Raw genomic sequence first — 21245 nt, 5'->3', positions numbered from 1 at the left:
CTTGGATGAGAGCTTCGCCTCTCTCCCAGGTGCTTTTTGTGTTTGAGGGGATGGACTGGGCACAGGAGGCACAGCCCCTGGGGCTAAGCGAATCCGGTTGCCCTCGGAGGCCGGACAGGATTATCGCGGGCGGCCATCGTCATCCAGCGCGGACGGATCGGCCAAGAGGCCACGCAGAAACAACTCACTGAATACCTGGGTGATCTCCTTGGCGCCAAGGGATCCTTCCGGGCGATACCACCGGTAGACCCAGTTGCACGCTCCCAGCAGAGCGAGTGCGGCAATCTTTGGCTCTCCCACGACAAACTCGCCGCTCTCCTTGCCATCCAGCAAAATCTGCGTCCACAGATTGAGATAGCGGTCTGTCAGGGACTGAATCACCTGGTGCTGAGGTTCCCCGAGGGAAAACGCTTCGCGCAGCAACACCGTGGTCGTCTGGAGATTGGAAATCGAGACCGTCAGGTGGTTCTCGATGGCTTGTATGAGCTTGTCCTTCGCGGATATGTCGGAGGAAATCACTTGCTCCAGGCGCTGGTTGAAGTCGGTGATGGCCTGATGCGCAATCTGCAGTAAAAGGTCCTCTTTGGAATGAATATAGTGATACAGACTGCCCTTTTGCAGCCCAACCTCATCCGCGATGTCCTGCACGGAGGTTGCGTGGTACCCCTTCTGTTCGAACAGTTTCACCGCTGCCAGCGCAATCTCCTTCTGTTTGTTGGATGCCACCAAAGAATCAACCTTTCTTCTATCGTCGTCCCGCTTTATGGAATCGGATCAACAGGCGATTTGCAGAAAAGTGTAGCGCCAAATGAGGCTAGGGTCAACGACCGTTTGGTTGGGTGGCTCGGGTATGGCGGCACACCGGCGGGCGTGAAGAAACAAAACGGATCGTTTGACCCGGCTGAAGAGCGGGTACCCTGGAAGGTGGACAGTTTTTTCTGCACCGGGTTGCATTTCTCAACGCAAGCGATATAATAAGGTCAAGATTAGTCAAAGTCAATGAAAGACAAAGTCAAACCGCGACACATGGAGACACAATGGACGCGGACGTCCGGGTTGCACCTGCGTGAACGGTTTGACAGCGTGCCCGAAGTGAAGTGAGGGGGAGTTCATTGGCGGGGAACATGTCCGATTATATCGAGCAGCACCTGAAGCGGATTTTGGAACAGAGTCCGTCCGGCATGATTGAGCTGCAGCGCAGCGAATTGGCGGAGCTCTTCGAGTGCGTGCCGTCTCAGATCAACTACGTCATCAGCACCCGCTTCTCCGCTGAGCAGGGCTACATTGTTGAGTCCAAGCGGGGAGGCGGCGGGTATATCCGCATCCGCCGGGTCCGTTTGGGCGGGGATCAGCCGCTGATGCGGGCGGCTCAATCGATAGGCGACAGCCTCTCCCAGCGGGAAGCCGAGGGTCTTATCGAACGGCTGCAGCAGGAACGGCTGTTGAGCGCCCGCGAGGCAGCGCTCTTGAAGGCGGCGGTCAGCCGCGACGCGTTGTATGTGGACCTGCCGTATCGGGATCAACTGCGCGCTCGCCTTGTCATCCGCATGCTGCTCGCGCTGGCGGCCGAGGCATAGTGATGGAGGAGGTGGCAGCGATGCTCTGTCAACGTTGTCAACAGCGACCTGCAACCGTGCAGTTCACCAAGATTGTCAACGGCCAAAAAAGCGTTCAACACCTGTGTGAAAAGTGCGCGCGCGAGCAAGGCACCCTATTCGCGGCGCCGATGCAGACGCTGGATTTCAACCACTTGCTCAGCGGCCTGCTCAACATGGAGTCTTCGCCCGGTTTCAGTCCGGCGCCGTCGCAAGCCCGTTGCAGCAATTGTGGCATGACCTACCAGCAGTTCACCGAGGTCGGCCGGCTGGGCTGTCCCCATTGTTACGACAGCTTCGCCGGGCGGTTGGATCCGCTGCTGAAACGGATTCAAAACGGCACCGAGCACATGGGAAAAATCCCGGTGCACGCCGGCAAGCAGGTGCAGCTGCGCAAGAATCTGGAGCGGCTGCGCCAGGAGCTGAAACAGGCCGTCGCCTTCGAGCGGTTTGAGGAAGCCGCCCGTATTCGCGACCAAATCCGCAGCCTCGAAGAGCAGCTGGAATCGAATCGGGGGTGAGCCGATGTCTCTCAGTGATTTCCTCAAGCGCGCGACCAGCCGTTGGATGAAGGATGGCGGGCCGGAGGATGACATTGTGGTCACCAGTCGGGTGCGCATCGCTCGCAACCTCGACGACATGCCGTTTCCGATTTTGCAGACCGACAGCCACGCCAACCAGGTGATTGATACGATGCGGCGGGCCATGGAAACGCCCGAGTTCCAGGCACTGGGCAGGTTCGACCTGTTGCGCTGCTCCGAAACCTCGCCGCTGGATCGGCAGGTTTTGGTGGAGAAGCACCTGATCAGCAAGGACTTGGCGGCGGCCGAGCGGCATGGCGCCGTCGCCCTGCGTGAGGACGAACTGGTCAGCATCATGATCAACGAGGAGGACCATCTGCGCATCCAGTGCATCCTGCCGGGGCTTCGGCTCGGCGAGGCGTGGCAGCTGGCGAACAAGGTGGATGACGCTCTGGAGAGCCACATGGTCTACGCGTTCGACGAGCGCCTCGGCTATCTCACCGCCTGCCCGACCAATGTCGGCACCGGCATCCGCGCCTCCGTCATGATGCATGTGCCTGGACTGGTGTTGACCGGCCAGATTGAGCGGATGTTGGGCGCGGTGTCGCACGTTGGCCTGACTGTGCGCGGGATTTACGGAGAGGGCAGTGAGTCGGCAGGAAATCTGTTCCAGGTGTCGAACCAAGTGACATTGGGTGAATCCGAGCAGGAAATCCTGCAAAACCTCGGTGGCGTTGTTCAGCAGCTCATAGACCATGAGCGATCCGCCCGCCGCTACCTGCTCTCGGAGATGCGTGAAGGCCTGGAGGACAGGGTTTGCCGCTCGTTTGGCATCCTCGCCTACGCCCGGCGCATGGATTCGAAGGAGACCCTGCAGCGGCTATCCGATGTGCGCCTGGGGATAGACCTGGGCATCATCAAGGGCGTTTCGGCAGGGATCCTCAAGGAACTGATGGTGATGACTCAGCCGGCGTTTCTGCAGAAATATTATAATGAGGAACTTTCGCCAGCGGAACGTGACATTCGCAGGGCTGCATTGATTCGTGAACGACTCAGAATGGACGATACGGAGGTGCATTGAATATGTACGCTCGCTTTACGGAAAGGGCTCAGAAGGTGCTCGCCTTGGCGCAGGAAGAAGCCGCCCGTCTGCGCCATCCCGGCGTCGGTACGGAACACATTCTGCTCGGGCTGGTGCGGGAGGGCGAAGGCATCGCCGCCAAGGCCTTGACCAGCCTCGGAGTCAGCGCCGACAAGGTGCAGGCGGAGGTGGAGAAGATCATCGGCCCCGGGCAGAGCCAGGTCGGACCGATGACCTACACCCCACGCGCCAAAAAGGTGATTGAACTGTCGATTGACGAGGCTCGCAAACTGAACCACACTTACGTGGGCACGGAACACATCCTGCTCGGCTTGATTCGCGAAGGGGAAGGTGTGGCCGCCCGTGTCCTGGCCAACCTGGGCGTGAGTCTCAACAAGGCGCGTCAGCAGGTGCTGCAGCTGCTCGGCGGCGACGTGGTCGACGGCGGTCCGGACAAGGACGCGGCCGGCACGCCGACGCTGGACAGCCTGGCTCGCGATCTGACGCAGATGGCTCGCGACGGCAAACTCGATCCGGTCATCGGCCGCAACCAGGAGATTGAACGGGTCATCCAGGTGCTCTCGCGGCGGACCAAGAACAACCCGGTGCTGATTGGTGAACCGGGCGTCGGCAAGACGGCAATCGCGGAAGGCTTGGCGGAACGCATCGTCGCCGGCGAGATTCCGGAGACCCTGCGCAACAAGCGCGTCATGGTGCTCGATATGGGCACGGTGGTGGCCGGAACCAAGTACCGCGGTGAGTTTGAGGATCGGCTGAAGAAGATCATGGAAGAGATCCGGCAGGCCGGCAACGTCATCTTGTTCATCGACGAGCTGCATACACTGATTGGCGCCGGCGGCGCGGAAGGCGCCATAGACGCATCCAATATCCTCAAGCCGGCCCTGGCACGCGGAGAACTGCAGTGCATCGGCGCGACCACGCTCGACGAGTACCGCAAGCACATCGAGAAGGACGCGGCTCTGGAGCGCCGCTTCCAGCCCATCATGGTGGATCAGCCGACGCCGGAGGAAGCGGTGCAGATCCTGCACGGCCTGCGTGACCGCTACGAGGCGCACCACCGCGTGAAGATCACCGACGAGGCGCTGGAGGCTGCGGTCAAGCTGTCCGACCGGTACATCACCGACCGCTTCCTGCCCGACAAGGCGATTGACCTGATTGACGAGGCGGCCTCGCGGGTGCGGCTGCGCACGCGCACGGCACCGCCGAACCTGAAAGAGTTGGAGCAAAAGCTGGAACGGGTGCGCAACGAGAAGGACGCGGCCGTGCAGAGCCAGGAATTTGAGAAGGCGGCGGCGCTGCGTGACCAGGAGCAGAAGCTCAAGCAGGAACTGGAGGAGCGCAAGGAAGAGTGGAAGCGGGCCCAGAGTGATCACGACGTCCGAGTGACCGCCGAGGACATCGCCTACATCGTCTCGTCGTGGACCGGGATTCCGGTCAAACAACTGGCCCAGGAAGAATCGGAGCGGCTGATGAACCTGGAACAGATCCTGCACGACCGGGTGGTCGGCCAGGAGGAGGCGGTCACCGCCGTGGCCCGCGCCATTCGCCGCGCCCGTGCCGGGCTGAAGGACCCCAAGCGGCCCATCGGATCGTTCGTGTTCTTGGGGCCGACCGGTGTCGGCAAGACGGAGCTGGCCCGGGCGCTGGCCGAGGCGATGTTTGGCGACGAGGACGCGATGATTCGCATCGATATGTCCGAGTTCATGGAGCGCCACTCGACGGCCCGCTTGGTCGGGGCCCCTCCCGGATACGTGGGCTACGAGGAGGGGGGTCAACTGACCGAGAAGGTGCGGCGCAAGCCGTACTCGGTGGTCCTCCTCGACGAGGTGGAAAAGGCGCACCCGGAGGTGTTCAACATCCTCCTGCAGGTCCTGGACGACGGGCGCTTGACGGACGGCAAGGGCCGTACGGTGGACTTCCGTAACACGGTCATTATCATGACGTCCAACGTCGGCGCCGAGATGATTCGCAAGGGCGGAACGCTCGGGTTCAAGCCGGATACGGCGCATGAGTACCAGGATATGAAGGACAAGGTGATGGACGAACTCAAGCGTACCTTCCGGCCGGAGTTTCTCAACCGGATTGACGAAATCATCGTCTTCCATCCGCTCGATGAAGCGCAGATTGCCCGCATTGTCGAGCTGATGGTGCGGGATCTGCAGAAGCGGCTGCAGGAGCAGGATATCGAGTTCACCCTGACCGATGCTGCCAAGCAGTTCCTGGCCAAGGAAGGGTTTGACCCGCAGTACGGCGCTCGCCCGCTCAAGCGCGCGATTCAGCGCCATATCGAAGACCGACTGTCCGAGGCGCTGCTCAGCGGCGAGGTCAAGCGCGGCGACAGGGTGCGACTGGATGTCGCGGACGGCGCCCTGAAGGTGGAACCGGCTGTCGCCGAGACCACCTGAGGCGCTGCGGTTTCAACGCGTCGGCCCAACCGCCGGCGCGCTTCCTGTCCCGTCGGTGGGGATTTTCCCCCGCCGTTTTGTTCTTCTGCGCTCCCATTGCGGTATGATGGGAGCGTATGGGGGCGTTGGTATGGCAAAAGTGAAGACTCGCTACGTGTGTCAGACCTGCGGGCATGAATCCGTGAAGTGGCTTGGCCGCTGTCCGGGATGCGGACAGTGGAACACGCTGGTGGAAGAGAAGCCGTTGCCCGTCTCCACACGGCGGGCAGCGTCCTGGCTGCCAGGGGATGGCGTGGTGCGCAAACTGGCCGCCGTGCCCATGCAGGAGAGCGGCCGTTTGGCCAGCGGCATCAGCGAGCTGGACAGAGTGCTGGGCGGCGGGGTGGTGGCCGGATCGCTCGTGTTGGTGGGGGGAGATCCAGGCATAGGCAAATCCACGCTGCTCCTGCAGGTCTCCCAGCAACTGGCCCAGACGGGGGACGTGTTATATGTCTCCGGTGAGGAGTCGGTGCAGCAGATCAAACTGCGGGCGGAGCGCTTGGGCGCGCTGGCGGACCGGTTGTACGTGCTGGGCGAGACCGAGATGGAGCGGGCGCTGGCGGTGGTCGAGGAGGTGAGTCCGCAGTTTTTGGTGGTAGACTCGATTCAGACCGTATATGCTGCGGAGTTGGCCTCGGCCCCGGGCAGTGTGTCGCAGATCCGCGAGTGCACCGGCATGCTCCTGCAGGTGGCCAAGCGGCGTGGCATCGCCACTTTTATCGTCGGCCATGTGACCAAGGATGGGAGCCTCGCCGGTCCGCGCGTGCTCGAGCACATGGTGGACGCGGTGCTTTACTTTGAAGGGGAACGGCATCATACTTATAGAATATTGAGGGCGGTGAAAAACCGTTTCGGTTCCACGAACGAGCTGGCCATTTTCGAGATGAAGGAGGATGGCCTGCGGGAGGTCGCCAATCCATCGGAGTTGTTTCTCTCCGAGCGCAGCGGCAGCGCCCCAGGTTCGGCCGTGACAGCCGCCATGGAAGGATCGCGTCCGCTGTTGGTGGAGGTGCAGGCGCTGATTGCGCCTTCCGGGTTTGCCAATCCGCGCCGCATGGTGACGGGCGCCGATTACAACCGCATGTGTTTGATGCTGGCGGTCCTGGAGCGGCGCTTGGGCTTGCGGCTGCAAAACGCGGACGCGTACGTCAACATCGCCGGCGGGGTCAAGGTGGACGAACCCGCCATCGATTTGGGCTTGGCGCTGGCCCTCATCTCTAGCTATCGGGACCAAGCCCTGCCGGCAGGCGATGTATACATGGGAGAAGTGGGCCTGACGGGCGAGGTCCGATCCGTCAGCCGCCTGGAACAGCGTATCCGCGAGGCGGACAGATTAGGCTTTGCCCGTTGTTTGGTGCCGGCGCGCAGCATGCGTGGACTGAGGTTGAATCTCAACATCGAGGTTATGGCGGTGGAGACCCTGCACGACGCAATGCGGCAGGTGATGTAGAGGTGTCTGATGCGGGACGATAGCAAGCGCGAAGCGACTATCAACAACACGCTGAGAATGGTGGCGCCCGGCACCGTGTTGCGGGAAGGCATGGAAAACATCCTGCGGGCGAAGACGGGGGCCCTGATTGTGGTGGGGGCGACGGAGGCAGTGGCGAGCCTGATGGATGGCGGCTTTTCCATCCAGTGCGACCTCACTCCATCCAATCTGTACGAGTTGGCAAAGATGGACGGGGCCATCATCGTCAGCGAAGACCTGAAAAAGATTCATTATGCCAATACAAATCTCAATCCGGACCACCGACTGCCCACGTCGGAGACCGGCACCCGCCACCGCACCGCCGAGCGGGTGGCGCGTCAGACGGGCCAGTTGGTGATCTGCATTTCGCAACGACGTAACGTCATCACACTATACCAGGGCAACTTCAAATATTCCTTGAAGGATATCGGCGTCATCCTGACCAAGGCCAACCAAGCGATGCAGACTCTGGAGAAGTATAAGGCGGTACTGGACCAGGCGCTGACCAACCTGAGCGCGCTGGAGTTCGAGGAACTGGTCACCTTGCAGGAGGTCACCACCGTCCTGCAGCGGTTTGAACTGGTGCTGCGGATTAAGTCGGAGATTCGCCGGTACATCACGGAGTTGGGGAGCGAGGGGCGGCTTATCCGCATGCAATTGGAGGAACTGGTGTCGCGGGTGGACGAGGAGGCGTATCTCCTGGTCAAGGATTACATGGCGCCGGGCCAAGAGAAGACACCGCACCAAATTTTGTCTGACATCCACGCGCTCGATTCGGAACAGTTGCTGGACGGCCTGGTGTTGGCACGCCTCCTCGGCTACCACGACGTGACCAACATCAGCGATGAGCCCCTGTCATCCAGGGGTTACCGGATCTTGAACAAGATTTCACGCCTGCCCCAGCCCATCATCGAGAATCTTGTGGGACACTTTACATCACTGAGCAACATCCTCTCGGCCAGCATTGAAGACCTGGACCAGGTTGATGGGATTGGCGCGGTGCGCGCCCGCACGACGCGAGAAGGCCTGAAGCGGATTCAGGAACAGGTGTTCATTGATCGCCACATCTAGGCGCGGGGACGCGGTAGGTGGCGGTCGGGCGGATCGTCCAAGGAGGGTGTTCATTGTTTGTCAAAGCCATCCCAAGTCTGTTGACTGTTGGGAACTTGATTATCGGGTTTGTGGCGATGCTTGGCGCGTTCCGTGGCAACACCGCGGAGGCGGCCCTCCTGGTCATTGCCGGAATGGTCCTGGATGGATTGGATGGACGGGCTGCCCGTTGGCTGCACGCTGAAAGTGCGTTTGGAAAAGAACTGGACTCATTATCTGATATTGTAACATTTGGAATTGCCCCGTCCTTCATCATGTACCAAGAGGTCCTGCAATATTTGGGTTGGGTCGGCACGCTGCTGGCCGTCCTGTTTCCGGTCTGTGGCGCTCTGCGTTTGGCGCGGTTTAACATCCAGGCCCGCTCGGCCACATGTTTTGTGGGTCTTCCCATCACCGCAGCCGGCGGCATCCTGGCGACCATGGCGTTATACGGGGATATCATCCGCTATTCGAAAGTGGCCCTGCCCATCGGCATGCTCATCCTCGCCTTGCTGATGGTCAGCCGTACGCGGTACCCGAACTTTAAGAGGGTGGCTCTCCCGCGCTCTGCGGTAATTGTGGTGCCGCTGTTGGTCGGCTGCGTGTATCTGGTGTTCCGTTACCACTATGTGGGGCTCAACCGGCTGATCTTTGTCCCCCTCGCCCTGTACGCGGTCTGCGGCTTTGGCTACGCGCTGCACCGGCGCCTGCACAGGAGCCGGCGCGATGCGGACATCAAACCGTACAAACCTGAATGGAAGTGAAGGGCCACACGCGTTCATCCACCCCGAGTCCGCGGTGTTTCCTCGGGCGCGGGGTTTTGACGCATTTGGCGGGCGGGTGTTACACTAGAGATAGCACCCCAATATTTTGCAGAGGTCTGGGTTCATCTGGACGGGTTCCTCGTCGCTTTATCCTTATTTTTACGGTTTTTCCGCCGGTCGGCCGGATTTTGAGCCCGATTCAAGGATCAACCGTTAAGGTCAGATGCAGACGGAGCTGACGCGGGGCTGATGTGGTGCAAGAAAACTTTTCACATAGCGTGTTCCATTCGGACCGGTTTGACCATCCGAATTTTGCCCATACTCGTATTGAGGAGGTGAAACATTCGTATGTTGAAGAGATTCGTCCATTTGTTCTTTGCGGTGATTGGCATAGTCCTCGGGTACACCTTTGCCCCGGACTTATTCACGCAAGTCTTCCATCTGTCCTCGCGCCCGTTCACTTCCCGGTTGTTCGGCGCAGCGCTCGGTGGCGCCATCTTGGTTCTGACCACCACCTGGCTGGTCAACTACCTCACCGCGCTCATTCGCTGGCTGGAAGACAAACTGCAAAAGACGCCACTGGCGGACATCATCAGCGGCACCATCGGGATGGTGATTGGACTCTTGGTCGCGTACCTGTTCACTTCGGCTTTGCGCACAATTCCGTTGGTCGGGCTGCCGATACAATTCTTCGTCACGCTGCTGTTGGCGTACATCGGTTTGCGCATCGGCTTCACCAAGCGGGAAGAACTGGTGAATGTGTTCGCGGGCAAACTGCCGCACCGAGATAAAGACAAGGACAAAGACAAGGATCGGGACAAAAAGACCGGGTTTCGCCCCGGCGAGGCGAAGCTGCTCGATACGAGCGTGATCATCGACGGACGCATCGCCGACCTGGTCGAAACTGGATTTCTCGACGGTGTGCTGGTCATTCCTTCGTTTGTGCTGGAGGAATTGCAGCACATCGCAGACTCGTCGGACGTCCTCAAGCGCAACCGCGGCCGCCGCGGCCTGGATGTGTTGGGAAGGATCCAAAAGGATTCCAAGGTGCGCGTGCAGGTACTGGAAAAGGACTTCGACGACATTCAAGAGGTGGACAGCAAGCTGGTGCGTCTCGCGAAGCAGATTCAGGGCAAGGTGGTCACCAACGATTTCAATCTCAACAAGGTGTGCGAACTGCAGGGCGTGCACGTGCTGAACATCAATGACCTGGCCAACGCGTTGAAGCCGATTGTGCTGCCGGGTGAAGAGTTGAACGTGCAGGTGATCAAAGACGGCAAGGAGCACAACCAGGGCGTGGCCTACTTGGACGACGGTACGATGATTGTCATCGAAGGGGGCCGCGAGTACATCGGCGGCCGTGTCGAGGTGTTGGTCACGAGCGTCTTGCAGACTTCGGCCGGGCGGATGATTTTCGCCAAGCCGAAGCTGCTGGAAAAGGCGCTGTAGGCGTTTTGTCGGGCTCAGGTTGGTGTACGGCGGGACAATGTGGTATATAATCAGGTACGTACGCAATGAGGCGATGTAGATCGGGACCGGCGCTGTGTGTGCCGGTCTTTTCGTAGGTGAGGGGGCATTCGGGTGCGAATTGGCATCGGTTTTGATGTGCATCCGCTGGTGGAGGAGCGGCCGCTCGTCCTCGGCGGCGTGGCCATCCCGTATGAGCGCGGCCTGGACGGCCACTCCGACGCGGACGTGGTGTTGCACGCTGTGATGGACGCTATGCTGGGCGCCCTGGCGCTTGGGGACATCGGGCAGCACTTTCCCAACACAGACCCGCGCTTCCGCGGCGCCGACAGCCGTCGGCTCGCGCGCGAGGTGTACGGGAAGGTGCGCGAACAGGGCTACCGGCTGGGCAATCTGGACGTGATGGTGTTGTGCGAGCGCCCTAAACTGGCTCCCCACATCCCAGCTATGCGCCAGGTCATGGCCAATTTGTTTCAGGTGCAGACCGGGCGCATCAGCGTCAAGGCCACGACGACCGAGCGGCTGGGCTTTGTCGGCCGCGAGGAAGGGGTAGCGGCGCAGGCGGTGGTCATATTGCAACCTGTGCTGGCGGATGGCGGCAGCGAAGAGGCGGGGGATGGTGAACTATGACCGTCCGCGTGCGCTATGCGCCCAGCCCAACCGGACACTTACATATCGGCGGGGTCCGCACAGCCCTGTTCAACTGGCTGTTTGCCCGCCATCACGGTGGCCAGTTTCTGCTGCGCATCGAAGATACCGATACGGAGCGGCACGTCGAAGGGGCGGAGGCCGAGATGCTGGACGGCTTTCGCTGGCTGGGCATCGATTGGGACGAAGGGCCGGACATCGGCGGGCCGCACGGTCCATACCGATGCACCGAACGGCTGCCCAGGTACCAGGCGGCGCTGGCGCGCCTGGTCGAAACGGGCTGGGCGTACCCATGTTTTTGCACAGCCGACGAGTTGGAGGCGGATCGGCAAGCGGCGTTGCGGCAGGGGGTGGCCCCGCGCTACAGTGGACGCTGCCGGCGCCTGTCGGAGCGGGAGCGGCAACGGCGCCTCGACGAAGGCCTGGCGCACACTTGGCGGTTGGCCGTGCCGAGCGGGCAGACCTTGTCCGTCAACGATGCGATTCGCGGCCGCGTGGAGTTTGCGAGTGATGATTTGGGCGACTTTGTCATCGTCAAAACGAACGGGATGCCGACCTACAACTTCCAGGTGGTCGTGGACGACGCCGAGATGGAGATCACGCACGTCATCCGCGGCGAAGAACACCTCTCCAACACGCCCAGGCAGTTGTTAGTGTACCAGGCTCTCGATTGGCCGGTGCCCGTATTCGCCCACCTGCCCCAGGTGCTCAACGAACACCGGAAGAAATTGAGCAAGCGCGATCCGGACGTGCTCCCGGTTCACGTCTACCGGCAGCAGGGCTACCTGCCGGAGGCGCTCGTCAACTTTCTCGCGTTGCTTGGTTGGTCGCCTGGGGACGAGCAGGAGATCCTACCGCTGGCGGAGCTTTGCCGGCGCTTTGACTTCGACCGAGTGGGAGCCAGCGGCGCCGTTTTCGACGCGCAGAAGCTGCACTGGATGGCCAATCAGTACTTCAAGGTGGCCGATTTGGACCGGGTGCTGAACCTGATTGCGGCGCGGCTTCGCGAGCGCGGAGTGGCGTATCCGCCCGGCTGCGGCCGCGAGTGGTTGGCCGGGGTGGTGCGGCTCTACCAGGAGCAGTTGGCGTGCGCGGACGAGTTTGTCGATTTGGCGTCCGGGTTCTTTACACCCAGTGTCGAACTCTCCCCAGAGGCGGAGGCGGTGCTCGCAGAGGACAGCGCCAAGGCGGTGGTGCGCCGCTACCTGGAGTTGGTTCAATCCGGAGTGGAGCCCTGGACGGCCGAGGGCAGCCGTGCCCGTTTTCGCCGCATCCAAGAGGAATTGGGCGTGCGCGGCCGGGGCTTGTTCATGCCGGTGCGGGCGGCCCTTACCGGCACCGTGCATGGCCCCGATTTGCAGCAGACGGTCAGCCTGCTGCCACGGGCATGGGTGGAGGCACGGCTGACGGACGCACTGGCATAGGATGCTGTCGGGAGTGGGAGGAGGTTAGAATGTGGCGATTTGGCTATACAACAGCCTGACTCGCAACAAGGAACCGCTGGAGACGCTGGAGCCGGGCAAGGTGAGGTTCTACGCTTGCGGTCCGACCGTATACAACCTGTTTCACATCGGCAATGCGCGGATGTTCGTCGTGTTTGATATGATTCGCCGCTATCTGGAGTACCGCGGGTACGAGGTGCGCTACGTGCAAAACTTCACGGATGTCGACGACCGTATCATCCAGCGCGCCAATGAGCTGGGTATCGGGGTGCGTGAGGTAGCCGACACGTACATCCGGGCCTACTTCGAAGACGCGGAGCGGCTGGGCATCCGCCGCGCCAGCGTGCACCCGCGGGTGACCGAGTGCATTCCCGAGATCATCCGCTTCATTGAGGACCTTATCGTCAATGGGCACGCGTACGTGGAAGGCGGGGACGTCTACTTTGACACCTCCTCTTTTCCCGAGTACGGCAAGCTGTCGCACCAGTCCATTGACGAGATGCAGGCCGGGTTCCGCATTGAGGTCAATGAGTATAAGAAAAACCCCGCGGATTTCGCGCTCTGGAAGGCGGCCAAACCGCACGAAGAGTTTTGGGACAGCCCCTGGGGCCCGGGGCGCCCAGGGTGGCACATTGAGTGCTCGGTGATGAACTACATCTATTTGGGGGAGCAGATTGACATTCACGCCGGCGGCCGGGATCTCGTCTTTCCGCACCATGAGAACGAGATCGCCCAGAGCGAAGCGCACAATCACAAGCCGTTTGCCCGCTACTGGCTGCACAACGGAACGCTCAACATCAACGGCGAGAAGATGTCCAAGTCGACCGGCAACTTCATCATGACGCGCGATCTATTGGAGCGCAGACCGGCTTTGGCTATCCGGTTTTTCCTGCTGTCCGCCCAATACCGTCACCCGCTCAACTATACGGAAGAGGCAATGGACCAGGCGGAGCAGGCGCTGGAGCGCATCCGCCGCTGCCTGCGCAATCTCAACCACCGCGAGCAGGGACTGGCTGATCTACCGCAGTATCTGGCCGTCAACCTGCCGGACGACGAGGCGGAGGTGGCCGCCCGTGCGGACGCCGTACGCAGCCAGTTCATCCGGGCCATGGACGACGACTTCAATTCGGCCGACGGCATCGCCGCGATTTTTGAGGGAGTCCGCCAGGCCAATCTGTACCTGGAGCAGGACTTGGTCTCATCCGCCGGCATTCGCCGCTGGCGGGGGGTGCTCAAGGAACTGCTCGACGTGCTGGGCATAGCGCCCGACTTCGGGCCGGAGCTGCTGGAGGCGGATATCGCCGCGCTGCTCGAGGAGAGACGGGAGGCCCGCGCGCGCCGGGATTTCGCCCGCGCCGATGCTATCCGCGACCAGTTGGCCGCCATGGGCGTGACGATTGAAGATACGCCCCAGGGAACGCGGTGGTACCGGCGGTGATGGCGGGCGTCCCATGGCAGGAGCTGTCGCCCCTGGCGCTCGCCTATTTGGGTGACGCGGTCTGGGAATTGATGGTGCGCCAACACGTGATGGGCCGCGGACGGCGCAGGCCCGACGACCTGCATAAGGCGGCCGTCCGCTACGTCCGCGCAGATACCCAGGCGCGCTTGGCGGAGGCGCTGTGGCCGGAGCTGACGGATATGGAGCGGTCGTTCCTGCGCCGCGGGCGCAACGCCAAGGCCGGGCATGTGCGCAAGAGTACGGACGTACTGTCCTATCGCCACAGCACCGGGTTCGAGAGCCTGCTCGGCTACCTGTACGCCAGCGGCCAAGACGAGCGGCTGCAAGCGGTATGCGAACGGGCGCTGGCGCTGACCGATGAATGGGAGGTTGAGTGATGACCACGGACAAGCCGTCCCACCTGCTGGCAGGTCGCCGCCCCGTGCTGGAGGCGCTAAAGGCCGGTCGGCCGATTTCCCGAATTGTCGTCGCCGAAGGAGCTGAGGGCGGCAGCCTGCAGGAGATCCTCGCCCGCGCCCGGCGCGCCGGCATCGTCGTGCAGCGGGCGCCCCGCGCCAGCCTGGCCCGTTTGGCAGGCGTCCAGCATCAAGGGGTGGTGGCCTACGCGGCCGCCCACACCTACGCGGAGTTCGACGAGGTGCTGGCCCCGCGACCGGGATCGACGCCGCTTTTGGTGCTGCTTGACGGTGTGGCCGATCCGCACAACCTCGGCGCCATCCTGCGCACGGCGGACGCCACCGGGGTGCAAGGGGTGGTGGTCGCCAAGCGCCGCTCCGCTCCCCTGTCCGAAGTGGTGGCCAAGGCGGCCGCGGGGGCGCTCGAGTACGTGCCGGTGGCGCGCGTCAGCAACCTGGTGCAGGCGATGGAGCGGCTGAAGTCGGCCGGCTATTGGCTGGTGGGGACCGATGTGGCCGCGGAAACGGGTTACACCCAGGTCGATTACACGGGGCCGACGGCGGTGGTCATCGGGGCGGAAGGCAAAGGGCTCAGTCGGCTGGTCAAGGAGCACTGCGACTACCTTGTGCGCCTGCCGATGCAGGGAAGCGTACAGAGCCTGAATGCATCGGTTGCGGCGGGGGTGCTCCTGTATGAAGTCGTCCGGCAGCGCCAGCGTTAGCGCCCATGGCGGGCGGCACAGCGCCTGCCTGATTGTCGACGGTTACAATGTCCTGGCGCGCCGGGCGCAGCAGCCGTTGGGAGCCATCTCCAACCTGGAGGCGAAACGCGACGAGTTGATTGCGGACCTGTCCGAATACGGGACGTTTTCCGGCCAGCAGGTGGTGGTTGTGTTTGACGCCGGCCATACGCCGGACAGGGCGGTGGACGAGCAGCATAGCTGGGGGCGCACGATCTACACCGCTCCTGGGGAGACCGCGGACGAGCGAATCGAGCGGCTGGTCTATGAGTTGCGCGACCAGTTTCACCACATCACGGTCGCGACCTCGGACGCTGCGGAGCAGCAGGTTGCCTTCGGCGGGGGAGCCCTGCGCATCAGCGCGGGGGAACTGCTGAAGCGCCTGCGCGACGCCAAACAGCAGATTTCCCGCCAGGCGGCCGAGGTGCAGGCGGCCCGGCCGCGTTTGGACGAGGCTTTGAGTGAGGAAGTGGCAAAAAAGCTGGAAGACTGGCGCCGGCAGTAAGTCTAGCGTTGATTCTGCGAGATTACATAATGTATAATGTCCACACATCCAGAGCCGGATTCGGGGTGATTCGCTTTGTCTACGCAGGCGCACACGGGGCCGCTCAAACGCTACGAGGACATGACTGACGAGGAATTGGTCGCGGCCGTCCACCGAGGGGACAATGCAGCCCTGGAATTTCTCGTTCACAAATACCGCAACTTCGTCCGGGCCAAGGCCCGATCTTACTTCCTCATCGGGGCCGACCGGGAAGACATCGTCCAGGAAGGCATGATAGGCCTGTTTAAGTCTGTGCGCGATTATCGGGAGGACAAGCTGACGTCGTTCAAGGCGTTCGCCGAGCTGTGTGTCACTCGTCAGATTATCACCGCTATCAAAACCGCGACCAGGCAAAAGCACATCCCTTTGAACTCCTATGTCTCCCTTGACAAGCCCATCTATGACGAGGATTCGGACAGAACGTTGCTGGATGTCCTCTCGACGGTGCGCGTTTCCGACCCGGAGGATATGGTCATCCATCAAGAGGAGTTCGACGCTATCGAGGTCACGATGTCGGAATTGCTCAGCGACTTGGAACGCAAGGTGTTGATGCTGTACTTGGACGGGCGCTCCTACCAGGAAATCGCGGTCGATCTCGACCGGCACGTGAAATCTATCGACAACGCGTTGCAGCGGGTGAAGCGGAAATTGGAAAAGTACCTCGCTTACCGCAATGTGTACGCTTGAGTGAACGGTCGCGCATGCGAGCATCCACGGGGCGGCCGGCTGTCAGGACCGCCAAATCTGCCCTCTCGTTATGTTGACACTTGTCATCCCCTGTGATAAGGTATTTAAAGTCTGCCAAGGTTCGTGTCTGCTTTACAGCGGTGCCGCCTGGCAACGTGTCGGCGAGGGAGGTGTCCCAAAGTGCGTGTCGTCATTACCATGGCTTGCACCGACTGCAAGCAACGCAATTATACGACGGTGAAGAACAAAAAGAACGATCCGGACCGTCTGGAACTCCGGAAGTTTTGCCCATACTGCAAAGGCCACACGGTGCACCGCGAGACCCGCTGAGCGATCTCGACGGTGCTCCGGTGTTCGGATGGGGGAAGCGGATGCCGCTGCGGGACGAAGAGCATGTCGGCGAAGAGGGGTCTGACAGTTGGCGGAACAGCACATCACTCCAGAAAACGGAATCCAGCCCAAACGGCGCCGCACCGGCGTCATCTCGTTTTTTGCCGAATCGATTGCGGAACTGAAACGGGTGCGCTGGCCGCGGCGCAACGAGGTTGTGGTCTACACGGCCGCCGCCTTGGCGACCTGTCTGGTGATGGGGTTGCTGGTCTGGCTCTTTGACATCCTCGTCAGCTGGGCGGCGTCCCGCGTCGGCATCCTCTGAGGGCCAGACGCCATGTCGGTGGTCTGTGGAGTGCCGCCCGGACGAGTTGGAAACGACTTGGGATAGGGGGGTGCGGGGCGGTCCGCCCTCGCCATGGAGAATCTCGAGAAGCAGTGGTATGTGATTCACACCTACTCGGGTTACGAGAACAAGGTGAAAAATAACCTGGAGAGCCGCGTACAGACGATGGGCATGGAGGACAAGATCTTCCGCATCGTCGTGCCGACGGAGGACGAGTTGGAGGTCAAGAACGGAAAGCGCCGCGTCGTACAGCGCAAGGTGTTTCCGGGCTACGTCCTGGTCGAGATGATTATGACTGACGACTCCTGGTACGTCGTGCGCAATACGCCGGGCGTCACCGGGTTCGTCGGCTCCGCCGGCGGTGGCTCGAAGCCGGTGCCGCTCCTGCCGTCGGAGGTCAACGCCATTCTGGCGCAGATGGGAGCCGTGGAGGTCAAGCCGCGCGTGGATTACGAGATCGGCGAGGCGGTGCGCATCACCCACGGCCCGTTCGCGGACCTCGTGGGCACTGTGGAAGAGATCAACCTGGACCAAGAGAAACTCCGTGTACTGGTTTCCATGTTCGGGCGGGACACTCCGCTGGAGCTGGATTTCACGCAGGTGGAAAAACTCGTCTGAGCCTCTGCGGACCACCGCTGGAAACATCCTGGAGCCGAAATCGAGGCAGAAACAGGGTTCGTCCCGTGCACACACCGGGTCGGCCCGTTCTGTGCTGCGGCACGCGCCAAGGCGTTGCCTGCGGCTGATATATGTGGACCGCATTATGGGTTTGCCCCTATCCGCCGCGGGGCGGGTGGCCGTTTGGCCGGGTCCACGTGGGAGGGCGAACGCCCGCATCACCACAGCATGTGGCAAAGGAGGTGGACAGGTTGCCGAAGAAGATTATCAAGGTCGTCAAGCTGCAGATTCCTGCAGGCAAGGCCACCCCGGCGCCGCCGGTCGGTCCGGCTCTCGGCCAGGCCCAGGTCGGCAACATCATGGGTTTTTGCAAAGAATTCAATGCGCGTACCGCGGATCAGGTGGGGCTCATCATCCCGGTCGTGCTGTACGTGTATGAAGACCGCTCTTACACGTTCGAACTCAAGACACCGCCGGCCGCGGTGTTGTTGAAGAAGGCGGCCGGAATTGAGTCTGGATCGTCCGAGCCGAACAAGAAGAAGGTCGCCACACTCAAGCGCGCCAAAGTGCGCGAGATTGCGGAGCAGAAGATGCCGGACCTGAACGCGGCTTCGGTGGAGGCGGCGATGCGGATGGTCGAAGGCACCGCTCGCAGCATGGGGATTGTGATTGAAGATTGACGGGCGGCCGTCTCAGGTCGGTCTCGAGAGGCCTGAGGACTGCCCGTTCTTTGGCGTAGTGGGCGCGGGGCGCAGCTCCGCGCAGGTTGGAGTTCCCTTGTGGGAGGTCTTGCACCGCATTACCACATGGAGGTGACACGGATGGCTCGGAAATCGAAACGGTTCCAAGAGGCGGTCAAACAGGTGGATCGCGCGCAAGAATACGATCCGCGTGAGGCGATTGAGCTGCTGAAGCAGGTCGCCACCGCCAAGTTTGACGAGACAGTTGAGGCTGCGGTCCGGCTCGGGGTGGACCCGAAGAAGCAGGATCAGCAGATTCGTGGCGCCGTGGTCCTGCCGCACGGGACGGGCAAGACGGCGCGCGTTCTGGTGTTCGCCAAGGGCGAGAAGGCCAAAGAGGCACAGGCGGCGGGTGCCGACTTCGTCGGTGACGACGACCTGATTCAGCGGGTCTCCCAAGGGTGGATGGACTTCGATGTGGTCGTCGCGACGCCCGACATGATGGGGTCGGTCGGCCGTTTGGGGCGTATCCTCGGTCCCAAGGGCCTGATGCCCAATCCGAAGACCGGTACGGTCACATTTGACGTGGCTCGCGCGGTCGAGGAGATAAAAGCCGGTAAGATTGAGTATCGGCTGGATAAGGCCGGGAACATCCACGTTCCGATTGGGAAGGTGTCGTTTGACGTGGAGCAGCTGCTCGGCAACCTGCGTACGCTGGTCGACGCCCTGCAGAAGGCGAAGCCACCCGCGGCGAAGGGGCAGTATTTCCGCAACCTGTCGATCTCAAGCACGATGGGGCCTGGCATCAAGGTGAGCGTGCAGCGCTTGTCCGGGGCGGAGTGAGTTCGGGCCGGCCCGCGTTGACTTGACCGTCGGGCGGGCACCCGTTACTATGAGAACCAGGATGCACAGAACGATATAACGGATGAACCGTAGACAGCAGGCCCGCGTGGGTGCGGCTAATGAAAGGCGCAGAGCCTTTCGCCTGCCGAGGTTCGCGATTCGTTGGTTCCACATGGATGAGAATCGCGCCCTGCGTCTGCGGCGGCGCGTTTTTTATGTCTCGCGGCCGCGGTTCATCCGAATTCAGCAAGGGAGGTGGGGTTGTCATGTCGACAGTACGCCAAGAGAAGGAACAGTTGGTGCAGGAGATTGCAGACAAGTTCAGCCGCAGCAAGGCGGTCATAGTGGCCGACTATCGCGGCTTGAACGTGGCTGAGTCGAACGAGCTGCGCAAGCAGCTGCGTGAGGCCGGCGTCGAGTTCAAGGTGCTCAAGAACACCATGACGCGCCGGGCCGCAGAGAAGGCTGAGGTGCCGGGTTTGCAAGAGTTTTTCGTCGGTCCGTCGGCGCTCGCCTTCGGTTACGACGATCCGGTCGCACCCGCGAAGGTGCTGCATGAGTTCGCGCGTAAACACAAGGCGCTGGAGCTGAAAGGCGGACTGGTCGAGGGCCGCATCATTTCTGGCGCGGAAGTCGAGGGGCTGGCGAATCTGCCGTCCCGCGAAGGGTTGCTGGCGATGCTGCTCAGCGTCATACAGGCGCCGGTGCGCAACCTGGCGTACGCCGTCAAGCAGGTGGCGGAGCAACAGGGCGGAGAAGCGGCGGCGGAATGAGCCGACAGCTGCAATCCCCCATCTCTCGATATCAAGGAGGCGTGCAACGAGATGACGAAAGAGGAATTCATCGAAGCCCTGAAGGGCATGACGGTTTTAGAGCTGAACGATTTGGTCAAGGCTATTGAGGATGAGTTCGGCGTGACGGCTGCGGCGCCGGTCGCTGTGGTCGGCGGACCGGCCGCCGGCGGCGCCGAAGAGACGGCCGAGCAGACCGAGTTCGATGTCGTCCTGACGGGCGCCGGCGCGTCGAAGATCGGTGTCATCAAGGTGGTCCGCGAGATTACCGGTCTGGGCCTGAAAGAAGCGAAAGAGCTGGTGGACAACACGCCGAAGCCGATCAAGGAAAAGGTGTCCAAAGAGGACGCCGAAGCCATCAAGGCGAAGTTGGAAGAGGCGGGGGCGACTGTCGAAATCAAGTAAGTCCGCCTTTCCGTCGATGGCGGTGGAATCGAGCGTGCGCGGTGGGCGTCGGCCGGATTCTCGGCGGCGCCCACTCGCCGTATCGGCCGCCGGCGGGGCGGCACAGCCCTGCCCGGATGCAGCGGCGACGGATGCACGAGGCGCCGCGGCTTGTCCGCGCGACTTACTTATGGGAGACAGGGGTGCGCGCTTTGCACGACCATTATTTTTCGACCCAGCCGAACAGCCAGCACAGGCAGCGCACCATCTCTGTCCGGGCACGCGGCCAGGCGCTGGATCTGGTCACCGACAGCGGTGTCTTTTCCAAGCGCGGGCTCGATTTTGGCACGCGCGTGCTGGTGGAAGCGGTTGTGTTGCCGGAGCGCGGGCTGATGGTGGACCTGGGCTGCGGCTACGGTGCGGTGGCGGCGATACTGGCGCGGGTGTATCCGGAGACGCACTGGCTGCTGCTGGATGTCAACCAACGGGCGTTGGATCTCGCGCGGCGCAATCTGGCGTTTGCGACGGATAGGGCCCAGGTGCTCAAGAGCGACGGGTTTGCCGGCGCGGACGAGGTGCTGGCCGACGCGGTGCTGCTCAATCCGCCGGTGCGCGCCGGCAAGGCGACCGTGTATCGCCTGTTCCGCGAATCTTTCGATCACCTCGGCCAGGGTGGGCAGCTGTGGGTCGTCATTCAGAAGAAACAGGGGGCGGACAGTGCCCGGGCCGAGTTAGGCCGGATCTTTCCGCAGGTCGAGACGGTCGAGAAATCGGGCGGGTACCACGTGATTTGTTGCACAAAGTATTGACATCCAGAATTGGCTATGATAGAGTTTTTTAATGCAAATTCTATCGTATGGACGGGGGATGTGTGACCATCAAACGTAT

Annotated in this window: 24 protein-coding genes; 23 read left to right on the top strand and 1 reads right to left on the bottom strand. The window is 61.8% G+C overall.

Going from position 1 to position 21245, the window contains the following annotated elements:
* Positions 1–120: 120 nt before the first annotated feature.
* Positions 121–726, bottom strand: coding sequence for a TetR/AcrR family transcriptional regulator (locus tag ASH01S_RS11575; protein WP_067928228.1), 606 nt, complete (start codon positions 724–726; stop codon positions 121–123).
* A gap of 398 nt (positions 727–1124) precedes the next feature.
* Here ASH01S_RS11575 and ASH01S_RS11570 point away from each other — a divergent pair, with 398 nt between their 5' ends.
* From ASH01S_RS11570 to ASH01S_RS11460, 23 genes are all read left to right on the top strand, one after another.
* A complete protein-coding gene (locus tag ASH01S_RS11570; protein ID WP_067928261.1) occupies positions 1125–1577 on the top strand; it encodes a CtsR family transcriptional regulator in 453 nt (150 codons plus the stop codon).
* 20 nt (positions 1578–1597) lie between these two features.
* Positions 1598–2116, top strand: a complete 519-nt coding sequence (locus tag ASH01S_RS11565) for a UvrB/UvrC motif-containing protein (protein WP_067928225.1) — start codon at positions 1598–1600, stop codon at positions 2114–2116.
* A gap of 4 nt (positions 2117–2120) precedes the next feature.
* Positions 2121–3197 carry a protein arginine kinase gene (mcsB, locus tag ASH01S_RS11560; protein WP_067928221.1) on the top strand — a complete coding sequence of 359 codons (1077 nt, stop codon included), beginning with the start codon at positions 2121–2123 and terminating at the stop codon, positions 3195–3197.
* A gap of 2 nt (positions 3198–3199) precedes the next feature.
* On the top strand, positions 3200–5623 hold the full coding sequence (locus ASH01S_RS11555) for an ATP-dependent Clp protease ATP-binding subunit (protein ID WP_067928217.1): 2424 nt from the start codon (positions 3200–3202) through the stop codon (positions 5621–5623).
* 130 nt (positions 5624–5753) lie between these two features.
* Positions 5754–7112, top strand: coding sequence for a DNA repair protein RadA (gene radA / locus ASH01S_RS11550; protein ID WP_067928213.1), 1359 nt, complete (start codon positions 5754–5756; stop codon positions 7110–7112).
* A 9-nt stretch (positions 7113–7121) separates the two neighbouring features.
* Complete coding sequence (gene disA, locus ASH01S_RS11545; RefSeq protein WP_067928210.1) at positions 7122–8201, top strand: DNA integrity scanning diadenylate cyclase DisA; 1080 nt, start codon at positions 7122–7124, stop codon at positions 8199–8201.
* Positions 8202–8254: 53 nt separating this feature from the next.
* A complete protein-coding gene (pssA, locus tag ASH01S_RS11540) occupies positions 8255–8983 on the top strand; it encodes a CDP-diacylglycerol--serine O-phosphatidyltransferase (protein ID WP_067928207.1) in 729 nt (242 codons plus the stop codon).
* Positions 8984–9331: 348 nt separating this feature from the next.
* Positions 9332–10432: a PIN/TRAM domain-containing protein gene (locus ASH01S_RS11535; RefSeq protein WP_067928203.1), complete on the top strand. Its 1101-nt coding sequence runs from the start codon at positions 9332–9334 to the stop codon at positions 10430–10432.
* Between the two features lie 132 nt (positions 10433–10564).
* Positions 10565–11080 (top strand): 2-C-methyl-D-erythritol 2,4-cyclodiphosphate synthase, encoded by a 516-nt coding sequence (ispF, locus tag ASH01S_RS11530; RefSeq protein ID WP_067928199.1) that lies wholly within the window; start codon positions 10565–10567, stop codon positions 11078–11080.
* On the top strand, positions 11077–12522 hold the full coding sequence (gene gltX / locus ASH01S_RS11525) for a glutamate--tRNA ligase (protein WP_067928196.1): 1446 nt from the start codon (positions 11077–11079) through the stop codon (positions 12520–12522). Before ispF ends, gltX begins: the two co-directional genes overlap by 4 nt.
* Positions 12523–12553: 31 nt before the next feature.
* Positions 12554–13978, top strand: a complete 1425-nt coding sequence (cysS, locus tag ASH01S_RS11520) for a cysteine--tRNA ligase (RefSeq protein ID WP_067928193.1) — start codon at positions 12554–12556, stop codon at positions 13976–13978.
* Complete coding sequence (locus tag ASH01S_RS11515) at positions 13978–14376, top strand: Mini-ribonuclease 3 (protein ID WP_067928258.1); 399 nt, start codon at positions 13978–13980, stop codon at positions 14374–14376. Before cysS ends, ASH01S_RS11515 begins: the two co-directional genes overlap by 1 nt.
* The gene (rlmB, locus tag ASH01S_RS11510) at positions 14376–15116 is read left to right on the top strand and encodes a 23S rRNA (guanosine(2251)-2'-O)-methyltransferase RlmB (protein ID WP_067928191.1); all 741 of its coding nucleotides are present in this window, start codon (positions 14376–14378) and stop codon (positions 15114–15116) included. The genes ASH01S_RS11515 and rlmB overlap by 1 nt, the downstream gene beginning before the upstream one ends.
* Positions 15088–15639, top strand: a complete 552-nt coding sequence (locus ASH01S_RS11505) for an NYN domain-containing protein (protein WP_067928188.1) — start codon at positions 15088–15090, stop codon at positions 15637–15639. The genes rlmB and ASH01S_RS11505 overlap by 29 nt, the downstream gene beginning before the upstream one ends.
* 75 nt (positions 15640–15714) lie before the next feature.
* The gene (sigH, locus tag ASH01S_RS11500) at positions 15715–16365 is read left to right on the top strand and encodes an RNA polymerase sporulation sigma factor SigH (RefSeq protein ID WP_083517083.1); all 651 of its coding nucleotides are present in this window, start codon (positions 15715–15717) and stop codon (positions 16363–16365) included.
* Between the two features lie 180 nt (positions 16366–16545).
* The gene (gene rpmG, locus ASH01S_RS11495) at positions 16546–16695 is read left to right on the top strand and encodes a 50S ribosomal protein L33 (RefSeq protein WP_067928186.1); all 150 of its coding nucleotides are present in this window, start codon (positions 16546–16548) and stop codon (positions 16693–16695) included.
* An 88-nt stretch (positions 16696–16783) separates the two neighbouring features.
* Entirely contained in the window at positions 16784–17020 is a 237-nt protein-coding gene (gene secE, locus ASH01S_RS11490) for a preprotein translocase subunit SecE (RefSeq protein WP_245629040.1), read from the top strand.
* A gap of 93 nt (positions 17021–17113) precedes the next feature.
* Positions 17114–17659, top strand: a complete 546-nt coding sequence (nusG, locus tag ASH01S_RS11485) for a transcription termination/antitermination protein NusG (protein ID WP_067928183.1) — start codon at positions 17114–17116, stop codon at positions 17657–17659.
* Between the two features lie 251 nt (positions 17660–17910).
* Positions 17911–18339 carry a 50S ribosomal protein L11 gene (gene rplK, locus ASH01S_RS11480; protein WP_067928180.1) on the top strand — a complete coding sequence of 143 codons (429 nt, stop codon included), beginning with the start codon at positions 17911–17913 and terminating at the stop codon, positions 18337–18339.
* 141 nt (positions 18340–18480) lie between these two features.
* Positions 18481–19182: a 50S ribosomal protein L1 gene (rplA, locus tag ASH01S_RS11475; RefSeq protein WP_067928177.1), complete on the top strand. Its 702-nt coding sequence runs from the start codon at positions 18481–18483 to the stop codon at positions 19180–19182.
* A 266-nt stretch (positions 19183–19448) separates the two neighbouring features.
* Complete coding sequence (gene rplJ / locus ASH01S_RS11470) at positions 19449–19955, top strand: 50S ribosomal protein L10 (RefSeq protein ID WP_067928175.1); 507 nt, start codon at positions 19449–19451, stop codon at positions 19953–19955.
* A gap of 51 nt (positions 19956–20006) precedes the next feature.
* Positions 20007–20378 (top strand): 50S ribosomal protein L7/L12, encoded by a 372-nt coding sequence (gene rplL, locus ASH01S_RS11465; RefSeq protein WP_067928171.1) that lies wholly within the window; start codon positions 20007–20009, stop codon positions 20376–20378.
* 41 nt (positions 20379–20419) lie between these two features.
* Positions 20420–21166: a class I SAM-dependent methyltransferase gene (locus ASH01S_RS11460; RefSeq protein WP_245629039.1), complete on the top strand. Its 747-nt coding sequence runs from the start codon at positions 20420–20422 to the stop codon at positions 21164–21166.
* Positions 21167–21245 lie beyond the last annotated feature (79 nt).

It is taken from the genome of Alicyclobacillus shizuokensis NBRC 103103 (assembly GCF_001552255.1).
GTDB classification, from domain to species: domain Bacteria; phylum Bacillota; class Bacilli; order Alicyclobacillales; family Alicyclobacillaceae; genus Alicyclobacillus_G; species Alicyclobacillus_G shizuokensis.
This window is presented reverse-complemented; position numbering and strand designations above follow the sequence as displayed.